19 protein-coding genes are annotated in these 19706 nt (G+C 72.3%); 14 read left to right on the forward strand and 5 right to left on the reverse strand.

The genetic code is table 11. The features are described 5' to 3' along the window. The 4 genes from H6A23_RS09925 to H6A23_RS09940 all read right to left on the reverse strand — a co-directional run bounded on the left by H6A23_RS09925 (nucleotide 1) and on the right by H6A23_RS09940 (nucleotide 5065). Nucleotides 1–564, reverse strand: a complete 564-nt coding sequence (locus tag H6A23_RS09925; RefSeq protein ID WP_204832017.1) for a hypothetical protein — start codon at nucleotides 562–564, stop codon at nucleotides 1–3. Nucleotides 565–579: 15 nt separating this feature from the next. After that, on the reverse strand, nucleotides 580–1032 hold the full coding sequence (locus H6A23_RS09930) for a hypothetical protein (protein ID WP_204832018.1): 453 nt from the start codon (nucleotides 1030–1032) through the stop codon (nucleotides 580–582). Between the two features lie 35 nt (nucleotides 1033–1067). Next, nucleotides 1068–2321 (reverse strand): LuxR C-terminal-related transcriptional regulator, encoded by a 1254-nt coding sequence (locus H6A23_RS09935; protein WP_204832019.1) that lies wholly within the window; start codon nucleotides 2319–2321, stop codon nucleotides 1068–1070. A gap of 185 nt (nucleotides 2322–2506) precedes the next feature. Beyond that, the gene (locus H6A23_RS09940; protein ID WP_204832020.1) at nucleotides 2507–5065 is read right to left on the reverse strand and encodes a transglutaminase-like domain-containing protein; all 2559 of its coding nucleotides are present in this window, start codon (nucleotides 5063–5065) and stop codon (nucleotides 2507–2509) included. Between the two features lie 175 nt (nucleotides 5066–5240). On the opposite strand from H6A23_RS09940, the gene H6A23_RS09945 reads away from it, so the two are divergent. The 13 genes from H6A23_RS09945 (at nucleotide 5241) to H6A23_RS10005 (ending at nucleotide 17772) form a co-directional block, all read left to right on the forward strand. After that, on the forward strand, nucleotides 5241–6143 hold the full coding sequence (locus H6A23_RS09945) for a ribokinase (RefSeq protein ID WP_204832021.1): 903 nt from the start codon (nucleotides 5241–5243) through the stop codon (nucleotides 6141–6143). Between the two features lie 64 nt (nucleotides 6144–6207). Then, a complete protein-coding gene (locus H6A23_RS09950; RefSeq protein ID WP_204832022.1) occupies nucleotides 6208–8037 on the forward strand; it encodes an adenine deaminase in 1830 nt (609 codons plus the stop codon). Between the two features lie 36 nt (nucleotides 8038–8073). Further along, nucleotides 8074–8919, forward strand: a complete 846-nt coding sequence (locus tag H6A23_RS09955; RefSeq protein ID WP_204832023.1) for a DUF3100 domain-containing protein — start codon at nucleotides 8074–8076, stop codon at nucleotides 8917–8919. Between the two features lie 40 nt (nucleotides 8920–8959). Continuing rightward, a complete protein-coding gene (locus H6A23_RS09960; protein ID WP_204832024.1) occupies nucleotides 8960–9436 on the forward strand; it encodes a hypothetical protein in 477 nt (158 codons plus the stop codon). 9 nt (nucleotides 9437–9445) lie between these two features. After that, nucleotides 9446–10390, forward strand: a complete 945-nt coding sequence (locus H6A23_RS09965) for a nucleoside hydrolase (RefSeq protein ID WP_204832025.1) — start codon at nucleotides 9446–9448, stop codon at nucleotides 10388–10390. 19 nt (nucleotides 10391–10409) lie between these two features. Further along, nucleotides 10410–10868, forward strand: coding sequence for a GNAT family N-acetyltransferase (locus H6A23_RS09970; protein WP_204832026.1), 459 nt, complete (start codon nucleotides 10410–10412; stop codon nucleotides 10866–10868). A gap of 192 nt (nucleotides 10869–11060) precedes the next feature. Beyond that, nucleotides 11061–11489 carry a 6-pyruvoyl trahydropterin synthase family protein gene (locus H6A23_RS09975; protein WP_204832027.1) on the forward strand — a complete coding sequence of 143 codons (429 nt, stop codon included), beginning with the start codon at nucleotides 11061–11063 and terminating at the stop codon, nucleotides 11487–11489. Nucleotides 11490–11566: 77 nt separating this feature from the next. Next, a complete protein-coding gene (locus H6A23_RS09980) occupies nucleotides 11567–12610 on the forward strand; it encodes a glycoside hydrolase family 5 protein (protein ID WP_204832028.1) in 1044 nt (347 codons plus the stop codon). Beyond that, nucleotides 12610–13464 (forward strand): 16S rRNA (cytidine(1402)-2'-O)-methyltransferase, encoded by an 855-nt coding sequence (gene rsmI / locus H6A23_RS09985; RefSeq protein ID WP_204832029.1) that lies wholly within the window; start codon nucleotides 12610–12612, stop codon nucleotides 13462–13464. The genes H6A23_RS09980 and rsmI overlap by 1 nt, the downstream gene beginning before the upstream one ends. A gap of 386 nt (nucleotides 13465–13850) precedes the next feature. Next, nucleotides 13851–15461, forward strand: coding sequence for a methionine--tRNA ligase (metG, locus tag H6A23_RS09990; protein WP_204832030.1), 1611 nt, complete (start codon nucleotides 13851–13853; stop codon nucleotides 15459–15461). A 6-nt stretch (nucleotides 15462–15467) separates the two neighbouring features. Further along, nucleotides 15468–16325 carry a 16S rRNA (adenine(1518)-N(6)/adenine(1519)-N(6))-dimethyltransferase RsmA gene (gene rsmA / locus H6A23_RS09995; RefSeq protein ID WP_204832031.1) on the forward strand — a complete coding sequence of 286 codons (858 nt, stop codon included), beginning with the start codon at nucleotides 15468–15470 and terminating at the stop codon, nucleotides 16323–16325. A 2-nt stretch (nucleotides 16326–16327) separates the two neighbouring features. Then, the gene (locus tag H6A23_RS10000) at nucleotides 16328–17335 is read left to right on the forward strand and encodes a TatD family hydrolase (protein WP_204832032.1); all 1008 of its coding nucleotides are present in this window, start codon (nucleotides 16328–16330) and stop codon (nucleotides 17333–17335) included. Between the two features lie 5 nt (nucleotides 17336–17340). Then, complete coding sequence (locus H6A23_RS10005; protein ID WP_204832033.1) at nucleotides 17341–17772, forward strand: hypothetical protein; 432 nt, start codon at nucleotides 17341–17343, stop codon at nucleotides 17770–17772. 177 nt (nucleotides 17773–17949) lie between these two features. Here the strand turns inward: H6A23_RS10005 and H6A23_RS10010 are convergent, their stop codons facing one another. Next, on the reverse strand, nucleotides 17950–18594 hold the full coding sequence (locus H6A23_RS10010; protein WP_204832034.1) for a hypothetical protein: 645 nt from the start codon (nucleotides 18592–18594) through the stop codon (nucleotides 17950–17952). Between the two features lie 210 nt (nucleotides 18595–18804). Between H6A23_RS10010 and H6A23_RS10015 the strand changes: the two genes are divergently transcribed. Beyond that, the gene (locus H6A23_RS10015) at nucleotides 18805–19536 is read left to right on the forward strand and encodes a ComF family protein (RefSeq protein ID WP_204832035.1); all 732 of its coding nucleotides are present in this window, start codon (nucleotides 18805–18807) and stop codon (nucleotides 19534–19536) included. Nucleotides 19537–19706: the final 170 nt, after the last annotated feature.

The following is a 19706-nucleotide window of genomic DNA, read 5'->3' on the forward strand; positions in this document are numbered from 1 at the left end:
CTACGCCCCCTCGGAGAGCCACTCCTGCGCGAGTGTGAGGGCGGACTGGCCGCGCACGAGCAGCTCGTCGTCCCAGTCGACGTTGCGCCAGGGGTTGTCGCTCTCAAGCTCGATCCACGTCTCGCCCTCGCCCCAGCCGAGGTCGACGGCGTCGGTGAGGTAGGCGAGCCGCGTGAGCGTCCCGTCCGCGGCGGTCTGCTGCAGGGCGACGACCTTCCACGTCGCGCCATCCTTCTCGGTGACGTCCACGGAGACGTCCCGGTCGAAGATGCCAAAGCGGAGGGTGAGGGACTCGAGCTGCTCCGGCGTCAGCGGCACGCACGTCATCGAGGCCATGACGTCCTCGTCGGGCTCCACGTCCTTGGGCTCGTCATCGTTTCTGCTGAGGATCTCCTCCACGATGGCCTCGCCGTCGGGCTGCGCGTCCTCGTCCTCAACGACCGTCTCGGCAGGCGGCTCCTCCGGGGCGGGGTCGGGCTCTGTCGCTGGGGCCCCGCCGCATCCCACGAGCAGCAGCGAGGTGGCGAGCGTGGCGCAGGCGAGCGCAGTCTTGAGGAGCCTCATCAGAACCTCCGTCCCCTACATGATTCTGAGCATAAAGAGTACAACAATAAGCAGTGGGAGTGCCCAGACGGCACCGAAGAAGCCGGGGAGCATGTCGCGGTGCGTCTCCCGCACCGCCGGGTCGAGTCGCAGCTGGTCGATGAAGAAGAGGACGAGGCTCGCCGCCCAGAGCCCGCAGAAGCCGATTCCAAGCCAGAAGGGCGCCTGATAGCTCCAAGAGAGCGCGTGCGCGATTCCGTACGTCACGCCAAACGCGAGCGGGGCCAGGATGAGGTTGACGAAGGAGGCGTCCCGCACGAGCCGGTTGACTCCCGGATGGCTCTTGCGGGCGGAGCGCTCCCACAGGAGCACGGCCACGAGGAGGGGCAGGCCGTAGAAGGGAGAGAGGACTACGACAACGTCAAAGAAGCTCGACACGAGCTCAAGCGGGTTGGGGCATGTCTCTGGCGAGAGGCTGGAGGGGAACATGGGGTCTCCTTGGGGCTTCACATCGGGGGATGGGACTACTCTTCCAGCGGGCGGTCGAAGATGATGTGCACTGTGTCTCCCGCACGTGCGGTCTCACCACACATCGGGTCGGTGGCGATTGCGACGGGCGTGCCCTCGCCGTCCAAGTTGAAGCTCCATCCCGTAACGTAGGGGTCGGGAGTGAGCCCGGCGAAGAAGATTTCGCTCGAGGCCTCAACCGGCGTCATGAAGAGCACGTCGGGCACCATGACGTCGCTCGTGACGGTAAGCTCCACCGGCTCGTTGGGAGACGCCCAGGATCCGGAGGGAGACTGCGCGAGGATGACCCGATTGTCGCTCGGGTCAACGTCTCCTTGATACGTGACCTCTACGTTCGAGAAGCCCGTCCCCTCAAGCAGCTCCCGGGCATCGCGCTCGGAGCAGTTGAGGGTGACCTGGGGAATCTGCCGCAGGCCCGAGACGCTCACAATCGCCTTTGCCTTCCACGACGCCTTGTTGAGCTCGGCGTGAATGGCGCCGCTTGGGTCGAGGGGCATCGAGATGCCCATGTTCTCGGGAAGCGCCTGCACGTCGACGTCCACCACCGTCCCGGGGCTCTCGGTGGAGCGCGACTCCTGGATGACGGGGAAGTAGCCCTCGGCGACGAGCGCCTCCCATGCGCTCTGGGGGTCCATGCCAACGACGTTGGGCATCTCGCCGAACTCGGTCTCCACCACGGCAGGCGGCCGCGAGCCGAGGTACGCCGCTGCCGCCACCGCCACGGCGACGACCATCGCCGCCGCCAGGCACGCGGCCGCGAGGCGCGCGGCGCGCCGGCGGCGCGGGGCCGCGGCCTCGCGCTCGAGGAGGGCGGCGAGCTCCTCGCGGGAGTGCACGCCGAGCATGCGGTAGCCCGTCGCGCGGGCGGCGCGCACGGTTCCCTCCGCCAGGTGGAGCTTGCCGGCGATCTGCGCGGTGGAGCGCCCGGAGCAGGCGAGCGAGAGTACGGAGGCCTGCGTCTCGGAGAGCCCGCGGGCACGGAGCGCGGGCCGCCAGTCCTTCTCGCCCGCGTCCTTGTCGGCGCTTTTCTCAGCGTATTTGCTAACGAGGCCGGCGGCGCCGCTGACGCCGAGCTTCTGGTACGCGCGCTGGCAGAGGCTCCCTACGGTGGAGGCGCCGATGCCCATCTCAAGCGCCGCGGCCGCGGCCGTCATGCCGGCGAGCGCCGAGCGCGCCGCCTCGGCCTCGCGCTCGGTGAGCCCGCGCTCGCGGAAGTCCCGCTCCGCCGCCTGCGACGCCGTGGGAATCATGCCGCCTCCTCTCCGCAGCCGATTACCGGAAGCGTACACGAGCGCGCGCCCCTGCGTCGTGGCAACGCGGTATGCACCCGGGCCATAGGGACAAAAGCGCGCCCTCTGCGCGGGCTCTCCCGCATCGTCGCAGATGGCGAGAAGAACGTCCGGCAGAGGGCGCGCCTTGCGGAGTCGGCTCCCCGCTACGCCAGCGCGGCGAGGCGCAGTGCGAGCTCCACGGTGCCCACGGCGTAGCCGCCGCGCGCGAAGAGCCCCGCGGGCGCCTCCGCTGCCGGCCGCGCGTCAACGAGGACGGCGAGCGGCAGCAGCTCCGGGTTGGCGAACATGCGGCGCGCGAGGCGCTCCGGCAGCTCGGAGAAGTCGTCGCGCGTAAGGGTCACGGGCACGCCGGCAGTACCCAGCGCCGCGAGCGCGCGCCCGAGTGTGGGGTCGCCCGCCGCGTCCTCGCGGGTCACGAGCGTGAGGGAGAGCCCGGCCGCCGCGACGGCCTCCGCCGCGTCCGCAAGCTCGTTCAGCAGGTGCTCCGTCGGCTCCTCCGCCGGCTCCAGGAACGCGAGGAGCGCAAGGCCGCCGCGCTCGCCGAGCAGCGGCGCCGCGTCGGGGAGCGGGATGCGCTGGAGCATGTCCTCCGGGCGCGGGGTGCGCCGGCGGGCGCGGACCTCGGTGGGGCCGTCCACGGAGAACACGAGCTCGGTGGCCTGCTGGTTGCCGTTGGGCAGGCGCGTCGTGGTGGTGAGGCGGTAGGTCCCGGCCGGCACCTCGAGCGCGGCCGGGTCGCAGCCCCAGAGGTCAAGCTGGTGGAAGCCCCAGAGCTCCTGGCCGCCCACCTGCATGGCGCGGCCCAGGCGGGCGAGCCCCCAGTCGGTGCCGTAGACAAGGGGGGCGCCGTTGGGGGCGTCTACGCGCAGCGGCCAGGCGCGCTCGCTCGCGGCCTCGCCCTCGACGCAGGACCAGCGCCCGTCCGCGAGCACCTCGGCGCGCCCGTCGGCAGGCGCCAGCCGCGCGGGCACCCCGAGGCTGCGGCACGCGGCCACGAAGAGCGTCCGCAGCGTCACCTCGGAGGCCTCGCCGCACGCGAGCGCTCCCATCGGCGTGCCCACGAGCTTGGCCAGGTGCTCGGCGGGCGAGAAGGACATGCGCCCGGCAAGCCACGCCCACGCGGCGGCGGGGTCGTCCGCGACGAGGCACGCGAGCTCCTCCGGCAGCGCGCCGGGGAAGGCCGGCCGCCAGGCGCTCAGGTGCTCGAGGCCGATGCGCGGGCAGAGGACATAACGCTCCCAGGTCTCGCGATCCTGACAAACGCCCCCGGCACCTTTGTCAGGAAGGTGGCCTTCCAGGAGGGCGGGGTCGGCGTCCAGGTAGTCCTTCTCGGCGAGGCCGGCGAGAAGCGCCAGGCGCTCCGGCTCCGCGCCCGCGGTGAGGAACTCGTAGATAGCGTCGGCGTTGCCGCGCGCGGCGCCCAGGATGTGCGCCACGAGCTCGGCGTCGTCGTCCGGGCGGGCGAGCGCCGCCTGGCGGGCGAGCTGCTCGGCGTGCGAGCGCATGGCGGAGACGCGCATCCCGCGCGACTCGTCCGCCACGGCCTTGCGCACGCGCCCGCGCGCCGCGGCCTCGGGCGAGAGCGGCTGGGAGGGCGCGGGGTGGTCCTCGGGCGCGCGGACGTCCACGTCATGCCAGGAGCCGGCGGACTCGGGCGCCCCGGCGGCGGCGAGCACGAGCCCCACCTCGGAGACCTCCGCCGCGTCCACGTCCTTCTCGGCCATGAGCGCGCCGGCCGAGGCGTGCACGCGCACGCTCCCCAGCCCCAGCTCCGCCGAGCAGCGGCCCTCGTCGTCCGCCGTGAGCACGCAGAGCGGGCGCCACCCGGCCATGTTGAGCACCTCAAAGGCCACGGTGGCCCCCGCGGCCGGCGCGCCGTCCGGGAGCGCCACGCGCACGGCGAGGCGCGTCGTGGCGGCGTAGCTTCCCGTCACGTTGACGAGCACGGTGCAGCCCGCGCGGCCCACCACGTCGGCCGGGTCGCAGCCAAAGTCCGAGAAGAGCCGCGTGGCCACCATGGGCGCGCGCCCGGAGGCGGCGGTGAACCAGCCGCGGTCGAGCGCCTCCTCGGGCTCGCACGCGCCGAGGTAGTGCCAGCGGCCGCCCGCCCAGGCCTCCACCCAGGCGTGGTTGTCGTCGCAGTGCGCCCACCAGGGCACGTAGAGCTGCCGGGCGGGGATGCCCACCGCGCGCAGCGCCGTCACGAGGAGCGTGGACTCCTCGCCGCAGCGTCCGGCCGCGGCCGCGATGACGCCGGGCGCCCCGAGGGTGCGGCCGTCCGTGGACTGGTACGTGGCCATCTCGGCGCACCAGTAGTTGACCTCGATGACGGCGCGCTCGGGGTCGAGCGCGGCCACGCGGGGCGCGAGCTCGGCCCAGAGCGCGCCCCGGCAGTCCTGGAGCGGCTCGTTGTTGACGCGCGCCGTGGCCACGTAGTGGACGAAGAGGTCCTCGGGCAGGCCCGCCGCCGGCCCCTCGCGGAGCATGAGGGCGTGGCGCGCGAAGGCGAGAAGGACCTCGAGCGGCGCGTCCACGGCGTCCGTGAGCGGCAGCGTGGCCAGGTGGTAGCGCAGGAGCGCGGCCTCGTCGGGCGAAAGCGTGGGGAAGAGCGCCTCGGCCTCCATGGCCCGCTCTCCCAGAAGGGCGCGGCGGGCGTCGAGGCGGCGGGCGGCATAGGTGGCGAGCTGCTCGGAAAGCGGCATGGGGCCTCCTTGGGTCGTCGTGTGCCCGACCATGGTACGCCGCGCGCGACGCCGCGTCACGCGCTGGAGCCGGCCCGCGCGCCCCGCGTCGCGCGGCGGATGAGGGCGGGCGTTGTTAAGGCGCGTGTAAAGTCCTATCCTTACGACGCCTATGTCAGTCGGAAGGGAGGCGCTCATGAGCGGCGTCGTGGTGTTTGGCAGTCTCAACATGGACCTCGCCATAGAGAGCGACCGCATGCCCCAGAAGGGCGAGACCATCCCCGGGCGCGACTTCATCGTGAACCCGGGCGGCAAGGGGGCCAACCAGGCCGTGGCCGCCGCCAAGGCGGGCGTCCCCACGCGGATGATCGGCGCCGTGGGCGAGGACCTCTTCGGCGACCGGCTCCTCGCGGAGCTCGCGGGCTACGGCGTGGACTGCGCGGGCGTAGCGCGCGCCGCGGGCGTTGAGACCGGCGTTGCCGTGATCTTGCGCTCGGGCGGGGACAACCGCATCGTGCTCTCCGCCGGCGCCAACGGGGCCATCGCTCCGGGGGACGCCGAGGCGGCGCTCGAGCGCCTCGCCGCGCCCGGCGACGTCTTCGTGACGCAGATGGAGTGCGACGCCGCCGCCACCGAGGCCGCCATCAGGCGCGCCCGCGCGCTCGGGCTCTACGTGATGGTCAACGTGGCGCCGCCCCGCGAGCTCCCGCGCGAGCTCTGGTCCTGCGTGGACCTCGTCTGCGTGAACGAGACGGAGTGCGCGGCCGTGACGGGGGTCCTCCCCGAGGGGGAGGACGACCTGCCCCGCGCCCTCGAGGCGCTCTGCGCGCTCGGCCCCGCGGCGGCCGTGATCACGCTCGGCGAGCGCGGCTCGGTGGCGCTTGCCGACGGGGTCGTGACGCGCGTGGCCGCCGTGCCCGTTAAGGCCGTGGACACCACGGCCGCCGGGGACACCTACCTTGGATACCTCGCCGCCGCGCGCGTGCGGGGCGCGTCGCTGCCGGAGGCCATGCGCACGGCCGCGCGCGCCGCCGCGCTCACGGCCACGCGCGTGGGCGCCCAGCAGGCCATCCCCACGGCCGAGGAGCTGGGCCTCTAGCCTGTCCGCGACGCCGCCCCGCCCGCTGTCGCAGTCCGTCACACCCCTGTCCCAAGGAGCGCACATGAAAAAGAGCTTTGGCACGACCCCGCTCTGGGAGTGCAATCGCCGCCTCGCGCAGGTGGCGCTCGGCGAGGAGCCGGCCGACCTCGTGATCCGGGGCGCCCGCCTCGTGAACGTGGCCACCGGCGAGGTCCTCTACCCCGCGGACGTCGCCGTGGCGGCCGGCCGCGTGGCCTACCTCGGCCTCGACGGCGCCACCGCCGAGCACTGCGTGGGGGAGGGGACCACCGTCGTGGACGCCGGGGGCCGCTACCTCACCCCCGGCCTCATCGACGGCCACGTGCACGTGGAGAGCTCGATGGTGGGCGCCGCCGAGTTCGCCCGCGCCGTGGTGGCGCGCGGCACCACGGCCATCTGCTGGGACCCGCACGAGGTCGCCAACGTGGCCGGCCTCGCGGGCGTGCGCACGATGCTCGCCGACGCGGCGCGCACCCCGCTCAAGGTCCTCGTGACCCCGCCCTCCTGCGTGCCCTCGGCCCCCGGCTTCGAGGACTCCGGCGCCACCATCGACGCGGCGCAGATCGCCGAGGCCGTGAGCTGGGACGACGCGGTGGCCCTCGGCGAGCTCATGAACTACTCCGGCCTCATCTCCGGGGACGACAACCTCCTCGGCGAGGTCGCGGCCACGCTGGAGGTCGGCCTTCCCGTGACGGGCCACTACCCCGTGCCCGAGTGCGACCGCAACCTCAACGCCTACGTCGCCTCCGGCGTCTCGGCCGACCACGAGAGCCAGCGGCCCGAGGACGTGCTCGCCAAGCTGCGCCTGGGCATGTACGCGCAGCTGCGCCAGGGCTCGACGGGCAACGGCCTCTCCCGCGTCATCCGCGCGGTCACCGAGCATCCGGTGGACACGCGCCTGTGCATGCTCTGCTCGGACGACTCCTCGCCGCGCGTGGTGCTTGCCGAGGGCCACATGGACCGCCTCGCGCGCCTGGCCGTGTCCTACGGCGTGGACCCCGTCGCCGCGGTCCAGATGTCGAGCCTCAACTGCGCCACCTACCTCCACCTGGAGCGCGAGCTCGGCATGGTGGCGCCCGGCCGCTGCGCGGACATGGTCCTCTTCGACGACCTCGAGTCCTTCTCGGCGCACATGGTCTTCATCGACGGCGCACTCGTGGCCAAGGACGGCCGCGCCCTCTTCGACGTGCCCGCCTACGCCTGGCCCGAGGAGGCCACCCACACGGTCCACGTGGGCCAGAAGATTGAGCCGGCCACCTTCCGCATCCCCACGGAGCGCCCGGACGGCCCTGTGCGCGTTCACGCGATCGGCCTCGTGCCCACGGACACCCGCATGCGCGACCTCGAGCTCGAGGTGCCGGCCCGCCGCGGCGAGCTTCTCGCCGACCCCGCGGCCGACGTCCTCAAGATCTGCGTCTTCGAGCGCCACCACGCCACGCCCGGCTGCGCGCGGGGCTTCGTCAACGGCTTCGGCATCCACGGCGCCCTCGCCCAGACCGTCTCCCACGACTGCCACAACCTGCTCGTGATCGGCGACAACGACGAGGACATGGCCCTCGCGGCCAACGCGCTTGTCGAGTGCGGGGGCGGCGAGGTCGCCGTCATGGACGGCCGCGTGCTCGCGCGCGTGGAGCTGCCGGTCTTCGGCCTCATCTCCGACCGCCCCGTCGAGGAGGTCGCGGCCAAGATCGAGCGCGTGGAGGCCGCGTGGGCCGAGATGGGCTGCGCGCTGCCCTCGCCCTTCATGCGGCTCGGCGTCATCTGCCTGGCCTGCGCGCCGGTCCTGCGCATCACCAACCGCGGATACCTCAACTGCGTCACATACCAGCCCGTGCCCCTCGAGGTCGAGGAGGTGGAGGAGGAGAGGGGCTGAGTCATAGGCCACCCAGCAACCACAGGAAAGGTGAACATGGAAAAGGAACTCACAAGCCAGGGCGAGAAGGGCCAGGGCGAGAAGAACGACCTTCTCGACAAGGTCGCGTTCTTCGTCTTCATCCTCGCGGTCATCTTCGTCTCCGAGATGATCGGCGCCCAGCGCATCTCCCTCGGCAGCCTCGGCATCTCGATCCAGCCGCTCGTCTTTGCCGTCCTCATCGCCATGGTCTTCGGCATCCCGGCCATCCGCAAGGGCGTGCTGACCCGCATCTACAGCGCCGAGAACATCAAGTACGCCGGCAGCAACCTCATCTTCGTCATGCTGCCGCTCATGGCCCGCTACGGCGCCGACGTGGCGCCCAAGATCCAGGAGATCCTCTCCATCGGCTGGGTCTTCCTGCTCCAGAGCGTGGGCAACATCGGCACCGTCCTGCTCGGCCTGCCCATCGCCCTGGCCCTCGGCCTCGGCCGCGAGGCCATCGGCGCCACGCTCGGCATCGGCCGCGAGGGCGAGCTCACCTACATCTCCGAGAAGTTCGGCCTGAACGGCGGCGAGGGCCGCGGCATCCTCTCGATGTATCTCGTGGGCACCATCTTCGGCTCGATCTTCTTCAGCTTCATCCCGCCCGTCTTCGCGGCGCTCGGCTTCAGCCCCGAGGCGCTCGCCATCGGCTGCGGCCTTGGGTCGGCCTCCATGATGACGGCCGCCTCGACCTCGCTCATGGGCATCTTCCCCGAGGCCGCCGAGACCATCACGTCCTTCTCGGCCGCCTCGCAGCTCGTCACGAGCTTCATGGGGACCTACGTCATGGTGTTCCTCTCCGTCCCGCTCATGAACTTCATCTTCAAGCGGGTCAAGAAGGAGCGCGCGATAGACTAGCGCGCCCGCCACGACGTCTCCGGATCTAGGAAGGAATCACATGGAACTCCTCAAGTCCCAGCTCCCCAAGCTCAAGATGCTCCTCATCGGGGCCGTGCTCATCCTCTTCACCCAGTTCGTCAAGAGCCTGCGCGACCCGGCCGCCTACTCGGTGACCCCGCAGACCTTCTCGGGCCTCGTGGTGCTCGTGCTCTTCTCGTTCATCGGCATCCTGGTGGGCGAGCTCGCCAAGAAGTCGGGCGTCAAGATCCTCGCGGACTTCCCCGTCCTCGGCTGGGTCTCGCTCGCCTCGCTGCTCTTCTGCCTGCTCTCCAACGTCTTCGTGGACGCCATCGGCGGCGTGAGCCTGCTCTCCATCACCACCCCGGTCCTCGCCTACGCGGGCATCTCGGTGGCCAACAGCCTGGGCGACCTCACCAAGAACTCCTGGAAGTACCTCATCGTCGCCCTCTTCGTCTTTGTGGGCAGCTACCTGGGCCGCATCCTCATCGCGCAGCTCGGCGTGGCCATCTCCTAGGAGGCGCGCATGAAGATCGTCCTGGACCTCGACACCGGCATCGACGACGCGCTGGCCCTCGCCCTCGCGGTGGGCCGCGCGGACGCCGAGCTCATCGGCATCACCTGCGCCTACGGCAACATAGACGTGGACTCCGCGGCGAGAAACACCCTCGACCTCCTCGCGCTGCTCGGCGCCGAGGGGGTGCCGGTGGCCCGCGGCTGCGCGGGCCCGCTCTCCGGCGCGCCCTACGAGCGCAAGCGCGGCAGCCTCGTCTTCCACGGCGAGAACGGCATCGGCGGCGTGGCGCTGCCGGCCTCCGCGCAGGAGGTGGACGCGCGCCCCGCGGCGGAGTTTCTCGTTGAGGTGGCCCGCGCGCACGGCCCCGAGCTCGCGATCGTGCCCACGGGGCCCCTCACCAACATCGCGCGCGCCATCGAGCTCGACCCCGCGGCCATGGCGGGCGTGGGCAAGATCGTGCTCATGGGCGGCGCGCTCGCCGTCCCCGGCAACGTGAGCCCCGTGGCCGAGGCCAACGTCTCCTACGACCCGGAGGCCGCCAACGTGGTCTTTGGGTGCTGCGCGCCCGTGGTCATGGTGGGACTCGACGTCACGCTGCGCGCCACGCTCTCGCGCGCCGAGACCGAGTCCTGGGCCGCGCTCGGCCCGCGCGGGCAGGCCTACGCCAAGATCCTCGCGCACTACCTCGACGCCACCGAGATGGTCTCCCCGGGCGCCACCGGCTGCGCGCTGCACGACCCGCTCGCCCTGGCCGTCGCGCTCGACCCGAGCTACGTGGACGCGCTGCCGTGCGCGGTCACGGCGCGCGTGGACGAGGCGCAGCGCGGCCGCACGGTGCTCGACCAGGCGGCGATGGACGCGGGCGCCCGCGGCGTCGCCGTGGCGCTCGACGTGGACGCGTCGCGCTTCTCGGCCGACTTCCTCCAGACGATGCGGACCGTTCTGGCGGGCTAGCGTGCGGGGCGAGAAGGACATGCGGATCATCGACGGCAACGGCCGGCTCCGGGAGATGCGCGAGCTCGTGCGCGAGTACGTGGCCAACCTCGGCCGCGACCTCACCTTCCAGGGGATAGAGGCCGAGCTCGCCGACCTGTCCGGCAAGTACGCCCCACCCAGCGGGCGCACCCTCGTGGCCGTGGACGGGTCCGACCGCGTCGTGGGGTGCGTGGCCTACCACCGGCTCACGGACGTGCGCTGCGAGCTCAAGCGCCTCTACGTGCGTCCCGCGGCGCGCGGCCGCCACGTCGGGCGCGCCCTCGTGACGCGGATGCTCGCGGTGGCCCGCGCCGACGGCTTCAAGGAGATGGTGCTCGACACCTTCTCCGACCTCGCCTCGGCCGTCCACCTCTACCACGCGCTCGGCTTCAGGGAGTGCGAGGCCTACTACGAGAACCCCCTGAGCGGCGCCCTCTACATGCGCCGCGACCTCTAGCCCGGCGCCGGGCCCGCGATGCCGGGGCTGCGATGCCAGGACTGCGCCGCCGGGCCCACGACGACAGAGTGACGGTTTTTGGACGAAAGACCGCCTTTTGGAGGCCCCGTTCGTCCAAAACCCGTCACTCTCTTTTTATCGCCCCGAGGCGGGCGCGCCCTGCCGCCGGGGGCACGACGAGAGGAGAAACCCATGTACGGACTCAAGAGCGAGGCGTGCTTCGACTCCGCCCACTTCCTCGCGGACTACTACGGCAAGTGCGAGAACCTCCACGGGCACCGCTGGCGCGTCGTGGCGTACCTCAGCGCGCCCGAGCTGGGCGGCGCGGGGACCGAGCGCGACATGGTCATGGACTTCGGCGCCTTCAAGCGCGCCCTGCGCGAGCTCGCCGAGGAGTTCGACCACACCTTCCTCGTTGAGGAGGGGACGCTCGGCCCGGCCACGATCGAGGCGCTCGAGGGCGAGGGCTTCTCGCTCAAGCTGCTGCCCTTCCGCACCACGGCCGAGAACCTCGCCCGGCACTTCTGCGAGCGCCTGTGCGAGCGCGGCCTTCCGTGCGCGCAGGTGGACGTCTACGAGACGCCGCTCAATTGCGCCACATATGTCCGGGACGGGGCGTAGGATTCATCCTATACTCAGGGAAGGGGGATGCGGAAAGGGCGATGCGGCCCCGCGGCCGCGGGAGGCGAAGGTGTGACATGGGCAATCGTTCCCTGCACGGGGTCAACCTCACCGGATGGCTGACGCTCGAGTCGTGGGTCACCCCCGAGCTCTTCGCCGGCGCCGGCGCGCTGGACGAGGAGTCGCTCGCCGCGACCCTGGGGGAGCGGCGCTACGCCGACTGCGTCCGCGCCCACCGGCGCGAGTTCGTGACGCGCGACGACTTCGCCAAGATCGCCTCGCGCGGGTTCAACGCGGTGCGCCTGCCCGTCCCCTGGTACGTCTACGGGGACGAGGGCCCCGAGCCCGGGCCGTACGTCGGCTGCATCGAGCTCGTCGACCAGGCGCTCGACTGGGCGGAGGAGATCGGCCTCAAGGTGATCTTCGCGCTGGCGATAAACCCGGGCGCGCCCCACACGGACAACGGCACCTCTCCTGACAACGCGGACTGCCACGTCACGCGCGAGGAGACGCTCGACGTGGTCTTTGCCCTCTCCAAGCGCTACGCCTCGCGCGTGGGCTTCTTCGGGATCGAGCTCGCCGACGACCCGGTGGTCCAGGTCCGCCACGGTCTCATGCTCTCCGACGGCGTGCCCATACACCGCCTGCGCAACTACTACCGCGAGGCCTACGAGCTCGTGCGCAGCGCCGCGGGGGAGGACCCCGTGGTCATCATGCCCGACGCGGCCTTGCCCAGCGGCTGGAGCCGCTTCATGGCGCAGCGCCACTACAAGAACGTCTGGCTCGACTGCCATCTCGACCGGCCGAACGTCCACGTTGACGTCTCCGGCCCCTCCGGCGTGCGCCGTCTCGTGGCCGCGCTCGAGCGCCGCGTCCGCGACGTCCGCCGCTCCGGCATGCCGGTCATGGTGGGCAAGTGGTCCTCGTCGCTGCCGATCGCGGACTCCCAGATGACGCCCGAGGGCCGCATCGCGCTCGAGCGCGTCTACACCTCGGAGCAGATCGGGGCGTATGAGAAGTGCCCCGCCTGGTTCTTCAACACCTGGAAGACCTCCGGCAAGCTCGCGAGCTGGGACGCCCGGGTGGCGCTCGCCACCTTCGAGCGCGGGATGATCGTCTGATGGCGGGAGTCCTGAGCGTCGTCGGCACCCCCATCGGCAACCTCGAGGACGCCTCGCCGCGCGTGCGGCGGGTCCTCGGCGAGGCCGACGCGGTCCTGTGCGAGGACACGCGCGTGACGGGCCGGCTCATGAGCGCCTTCGGGCTCTCCGCGCGCCTCGAGCGCTGCGACGAGAACGTCATGGAGGCCCGGGCTGCGGGCGTGCTCGAGCGCGTGGCGGCCGGCGAGCGCGTGGCCTTCGTCTCGGACGCCGGCATGCCGGGCGTGTCCGACCCGGGGCAGCGCCTCGTGGACGCCGCGCTCGACGCGGGGCTGCCCGTGGAGGTGATCCCGGGGCCGAGCGCCGTGACCTGCGCGCTCGTGGCGTCGGGCCTCGCGAGCGAGCACTTCTTCTTCGAGGGGTTCCTGCCGCGGAAGCGCGGCGCGCAGCTCGCGCGCCTGGCGGAGCTGGCGCCCATCCCCGGCACGCTCGTCATCTACGAGTCCCCCCGCCGCGTGGCCGAGACCCTCGCCAACGTCGCCGAGGTCTTCCCCGGGCGGCGCGTGGCGCTCGTGCGCGAGCTCACCAAGCTCCACGAGGAGGTCGTGCGCGGAGAGGCGGCGGAGCTCGCCGCGGCGGTGGCCGCCCGGGACGAGGTCCGCGGCGAGTGCGTCATCGTGATCGCGGCGCCCGGGGCCGAGGAGCTCGAGGCGCGCCGCGCGGCCGCCGCGGGGCCGGGGAGGAGCCTCGAGGAGGAGATCGCCGCCGGGCTCGCCGCGGGTGAGCCCAAGAGCGCGCTCGCCAAGCGGCTCGCCAGGTCCTTCTCGCTTTCGCGCGCCGAGGCCTACGACGCCGTGGTGGCCGCCGCGCGCTAGGGCGGCTCGCGCCCGGCGTCCCCGCCGAGCCTCTGCCCGCCATAAACTCCCTCCGATTGGGTGTCTGCCCTCTCCCGCGCCGTGCCGCCTGCCCCTCCGGGCAGAAACCCCGGGCGACTGGGTGGCATGTTTGATGCCCGGCGCCCTCCCGTCGAGGAAATCGGCCTAAAACGCCACGTTCTTCTCGCCATTGGGTGGCATGTTTGATGCAGGTGGGGGATCGGCATCAAACATGCCACCCAGTCGCAGGGGGTTCTTGCGGACCTGCGGGCTCTTGCGGGGCAGCGGGTTCGTGCGGGCCCGGGGCACGCGGCGAGAAGGACGCGCGGGCCGGCAAAGAGTACAATCGACTCCGCATGCCAACGTCCGTCATGAGGAGTCGTCACATGGCAGAGAAGCCGTCCTACTTCGTCACCACCCCCATCTACTACGTCAACGCCGCCCCGCACCTGGGGACCGCCTACTGCACGCTGCTCGCGGACGTCCAGGCGCGCTTCCGTCGCGCGGCAGGTTACGACGTCAAGTTCCTGACCGGCATGGACGAGCACGGCGAGAAGGTCGCGGAGGCCGCCGCCGAGCACGGCATGACCCCGCAGGAGTGGTGCGACTCCCAGGCCCCGCTCTTCCAGGACCTCTGGCGCGAGCTCGAGGTCTCCAACGACGACTTCATCCGCACCACCGAGCCCCGCCAGCACCACGCGGTCCAGTACCTGTGGGACCGCATGCTCGAGAGCGGCTACCTCTACAAGGGCTCCTACGACGGCTGGTACTGCGTCCCGGAGGAGACCTACTTCACCGAGACCCAGGTCGAGAAGGCAGACGAGGAGCGCGGCACCAAGGGGCAGCACCTCTGCCCGGACTGCGGCCGGCCGCTCGAGCGCGTCCAGGAGGAGTCCTACTTCTTCAAGCTCTCCGCCTTCCAGGACCGCCTCCTGGCGCTCTACGACGAGCACCCCGACTTCGTCCAGCCCGACTTCCGCATGAACGAGGTGCGCTCCTTCGTGGAGGGCGGCCTCACGGACACCTCGGTCTCCCGCACGACCTTCGACTGGGGCATCAAGGTGCCCTTTGACGACAAGCACGTCACCTACGTGTGGTTTGACGCCCTGCTCAACTACATGACCGCCGTGGGCTACAGCCTGGACGACCCCGCCTCCGCGGCCGAGCTCGCGCGCCGCTGGCCCGCCCAGTGCCACCTCATCGGCAAGGACATCATCCGCTTCCACTGCATCCTCTGGCCCGCCATGCTCATGGCCATCGACGAGGCCCTGCCCGAGCACGTCTTCGTGCACGGCTTCCTCACGGTGCGCAACCCCGAGACCGGCCAGGCCGAGAAGATGTCCAAGTCCCGCGGCAACGCGATCGCCCCGCGCGACGTCATCGAGCTTTTGGGCGTGGAGGGCTACCGCTACTACTTCATGACCGACGTCATCCACGGCGAGGACTCCGCCATCTCCTTCGAGCGCATGGAGCAGGTCTACAACGCCGACCTGGCCAACAGCTGGGGCAACCTCGTGAGCCGCGCGCTCAACATGAGCGCCAAGTACTTCGACGGCAAGACGCCCGCGCTCGCCGACGGCTGGGCCGAGAAGGACGGCGCGCTCAAGGGCGTTGCCGAGGGCATCTACGAGCGCTACGCGAGCCGCATGGAGGTCTTCGACTACGTGGGCGCCAAGGACCAGGTGATGGAGCTCGTCCACGCCGCCAACCACTACATCGAGGACTCCGCGCCCTGGGCCGTGGCCAAGGACCCGGAGCGCGCCGGCGAGCTCGCGGACATCATCTCGAGCCTGCTCGAGTCCATCCGCATCAGCGCGCACCTGCTCGCCCCCTTCATGCCCGAGACCTCGGCCGAGGTCCTGCGCCGCATGTCGCTCGAGGGCGAGGTCGCCACGGACGACCTCGCCGCCGCCTGCGCGTGGGGCGGCCTTGCGGGCGGCGTGCCCGTGACCAAGGGCGACGCGCTCTTCCCGCGCCTGGACACCAAGAAGAAGTAGGCGAGCGTGACCGGTTCTCCTCTCGCACATCCCGGCGCCACGCGCGCCCTGCTCGAGGCGTACGGCCTTGCGACCAAGCACAGCCTGGGCCAGAACTTCCTGGTGAGCAACCACGTGATCGAGAAGATCATGGGGCTGGCGGAGCTTGGGCGAGAAGACTGCGTGCTCGAGGTGGGCCCCGGCATCGGCACGCTCACGCTGGCGCTGCTCGCCGGGGCCGGGCGCGTGGTCTCCGTCGAGATGGACCGCGAGCTCGAGCCCGTGCTCTCCGCGCACGCCGCGGCGCACCCGAACTTCTCGTTCATCATGGGCGACGCGCTGCGCGTGACGCCGGGGGAGATCGCGGAGGCGGCAGGCGGCGAGCCCGACGTCCTTGTCGCCAACCTGCCCTACAACGTGGCGGCCACGGTGATCCTGCGTTACCTGCAGGAGGTGCCGAGCCTGCGCCGCCTGGTGGTGATGGTGCAGGCCGAGGTGGCCGACCGCATCTGCGCGGCGTCCGGCAGCCGCACCTACGGCGCCTACACGGCCAAGCTCGCGCTGCTCGCCCAGGTGACCGGGCGCTTTGAGGTGGGTCCGGGCAACTTCATGCCGCCCCCGCACGTGGACTCCGCCGTCGTGCGCATCGACCGCGCGCCGCTCGTGGACGCCGCGCGCGCGACGGAGGTGTCCGCCGTGATCGACGCCGCGTTCGCGCAGCGCCGCAAGACCATCCGCAACTCCATGTCCGCCTCCGGCTTCGACAAGGCGGCCCTCGACGCCGCCTTCGCCGCGTGCGGGATCGCGCCCACGCGCCGGGCCGAGACCCTCGCGCCGGAGGACTTCGTCCTTCTCGCCTCAGCACTCTCCCGACGTCAGGAGTAACCATGTCCCAGAACGCGCTCGATGACCTCACGCTCGCCGACGGCGAGCTCTTCCACAACCGAAAGGGGGAGGCCTGCCCGCTGCCGGCGCCCCTCGCGCCGCTCGCGGACACCCACGGGCACCTCACGAGCTTTCGCTCCCTCGATCCGGCGGCCGCGATAGCCCGCGCCGCGCTCGCGGGCGTGCGCCTGCTCGTGGTGCCGCTCGACCCCATCGACGACGTCCCGCGCAGGTGGGAGAGCGTCCCGGCCCTCCTCTCCTGGCTCGACGCGCAGGTCGAGGCCGCGCGGGCGTGCCTCGCGGAGTGCGCGGAGCGGGGCTTCGAGCCGCCCGCCTTCGCGGGGCGCGACCTCCCCGAGCTCGTGGACAACGTCCGCATCGTGGCCGGCGCGCACCCCTACGGCGCCGCCGAGCTCGACGATGACGCCATGGCCCGCCTGCGCGAGCTCCTGGCGAGCCCGCGCTGCGTGGGCGTGGGCGAGATCGGCCTCGACTACGGCCCCAACAGCAAGATCGCCTACCCCGTCCAGGAGGAGGCCTTCCGCCGGCAGCTCCGCGTGGCGCACGAGCTGGGGCTGCCCGTCGAGCTCCACATCCGCGACGCCGTGGGCGACATCCGCTGCGGCGCGCACCGCGACGCCGCGCGGATCCTGCAGGAGGAGGGCGTGCCCGAGGCGGGCTGCGACCTGCACTGCTTCACCTCGGACCTCAAGGTGATGGAGATGTTTACGGGCCTTGGCTGCCACATCGCCTTTGGCGGGGCGGCCACGTTCTCCCGCTCCGACGAGATCCGCAAGGCGGCCACGTTCTGCGCCGAGCGGTTCCTCCTCACCGAGACCGACAGCCCCTACATGGCGCCCGTGCCCCTGCGCGGCGAGGAGTGCGAGCCCGCCATGGTGGGCTTCACGGCCGCCCGCGTGGCGGACGTGCGCGAGGCCGGCGGGCGCGGGAGCCGCCAGGCCACCTACGACGCCCTCTGGGACAACGCCTGCGCCCTCTTCGGGCGGTAGCCGCCGTGCCTGCCTCGCTGGTCGTCGCCCTTCTTGCCATCCTGGCGTGCTGCGTCGCCATGGTCGCGCTGCTCGTGGCCGCGTGGCGCCGGACGCTGGCGGAGGTTGATGCCTCGGGGCTCGTCTATCGCATGCGCTGCGAGAGCTGCGGGGCGGAGTTCGACCTCTCCCCGCGAGAGTTCGCGCGGAGCAAGATGCAGCGCTCCCGCTCGACCACGCGGACGCGCGTGAAGGGCGTCGCGCTCGTGAGCGAGCCGCACTACCACTACGTAGCAAAGCGCTTCGACTGCCCCGCGTGCGGCGAGCGGGCCTGGTGCGAGAACCTCAACGTCAACGAGGCCCAAGACGCGGTCAACCCGATCGCTCTGCGCAACTTCGGGGGAGCCCTCCTGATCATGGTGGTCGTGGGGTCCGTGCTGAGCGCGGTCTTCTCGTAGGGCCTTCTGGCCGAAGAACGTCGCCACTCCCCCGTAGACCCCCGTTGCGGGGGAGTGGCGACATACGTGACGAGAAAAACGTCGCCTCGCCCCCGCGCGGCAACTCCGCGGGGGCGAGGCGACGTTTGCATGCCCGCGTTCGAACCCCCGCGTCCGCGCGCCCGGCCTGGGTCCGGCTCACGCGGAGGGCTCCGGCCCCCTGTCGCCCCGGCGGGCAAGCCGGTAGGCCCACCTCGGCACGGCGGGATGCGCGAGGACGACCCCTGTCTCGGCGCCCGAGAGGATTGCCACGACGAGCCGGTCGATGGCCTCTGACCTGCGACGTCTCCAGATGCCCATGCGCGGCGCCCCCGCCGTGGGGAGGACCAGCTCGCCCCCGCCCACGGCCACGCCGCCCATCCAGCGCGCCCCGTGCGCCGGGCAGGACCGCTCGATCGCGTCGAGGGAGGGGAGCGCCCGCTCGGGCTCGTAGCGTCCCGTGACACAGAGGGCGTAGACGCGCGCGCCGGGCGCGAGGGTGCCTCGCGGGTCCTCGAGCAGGTCGAGCAGCCGCGCGGGCGGCGCGTCCGCGCGGGACTCGCATCCCAGGACGATGGCGCCCCGGCCGGAGGGCGCACCCTCCGTCACCTCGGGCGCCTCCACGCCGGCCATGCGGGCGTACACGGGAAGGGCCTCGGCGAGGTCCGCGAGCAGGTGGGCCGTGGCGGACCGCGCGTCGCGGGGGCCCGCGTTGACGAGCGTCACCCGGCGCGGCGCCCAAGGGGCGGCGGGGGTCGCCGCGGGGCCGCCGTCCCCCTCGGCGCGCATGTCCTTCTCGCGCACGCTTCCCTCCTCTCGCCGCGCCCGCCCGCGCAGGCTCCGGTGGCAGATTCTCCCCCCAGCATAGTCCATTTGCGTTTCCGCAGCTAGAAGGCCTGTTCCTGCAGTCTGTCCCGGGGAGGGGCCCGCGGCGGCGGACAAGGGGGACGCGCGGGCCTGCGGCGTGCTACACTGCCCTCACCGAGCGACCCCCATCCGACGGAAGGGGGTCGCATGTCGTTTCTCGCCGCGATGCGCGCGGCCGGGGACGCGGCCGCGGAGCTCGTGAGCCCCACGCGGTGCGTGGGCTGCGAGCAGCCGGGCGAGCTCGTCTGCGAGGAGTGCCGCGCCGCGCTGCCCTGGGTGGAGCAGCGCCTGGCGTGCCCGGTCTGCGGCGCGCCCTACGGCTTTCTCACCTGCACGGAGTGCCGGGGCGACTGGCCCGTGCGCGCAACGGTGGCCGCGCTCGGCTTCCGCGGGACGCCGGCGCGCATGGTCACCTGCCTCAAGGACGCCCACGAGCTGCGCCTCGCGCCGGTGATGGCGGCCGCCATGCTCTGCGCGCTCGAGGAGGCCGCGGCCTGGCCCGCCGCGGACGGCGCGCCGCGCTTCGACGCCGCGGCGACCGACGCGGTCTGCTTCGTGCCCGCCACGGCGGAGGCGTTTCGGCGGCGCGGCTTCGACCACATGGAGCTCGTCGCCCGGCCCCTCGCGGTCCAGCTGGGGCTGCCCCTCGCGGACGTGCTCGTGCGCGGCCCCGCCCGCGACCAGCGCGCGCTCGGGCGCGAGGCGCGCGCGGCCAACCTCGCGGGGACCACGCGGGCGGCGGGCGACGTCGCGGGCGCACGGCTGCTGCTGCTCGACGACGTGGCGACGACGGGCGCTTCGCTCGCCGAGGCGGCGCGCGCCCTCGCGGCCCGCGGCGCGGCGTCGGTCACGGCCTGCGTGCTCGCGCGCGTCTGGTGAGCCGGGGAGGCCCTCGGGGAGCCCCAGGACCGTCGCCTTGCCCCCGCACGGCAACTCCGCGGGGGCAAGGCGACGCTTGAGGCGAGAAGAACGTCGTCTCGCCCCCGCACGGCGGCTCCGCGGGGGAGAGACGACGGTTGCCCGCCCCGCCCCGCGGAGCCGCCGTGCGG

The organism is Olsenella uli (assembly GCF_016900775.1).
Lineage (GTDB): Bacteria > Actinomycetota > Coriobacteriia > Coriobacteriales > Atopobiaceae > Thermophilibacter > Thermophilibacter uli_A.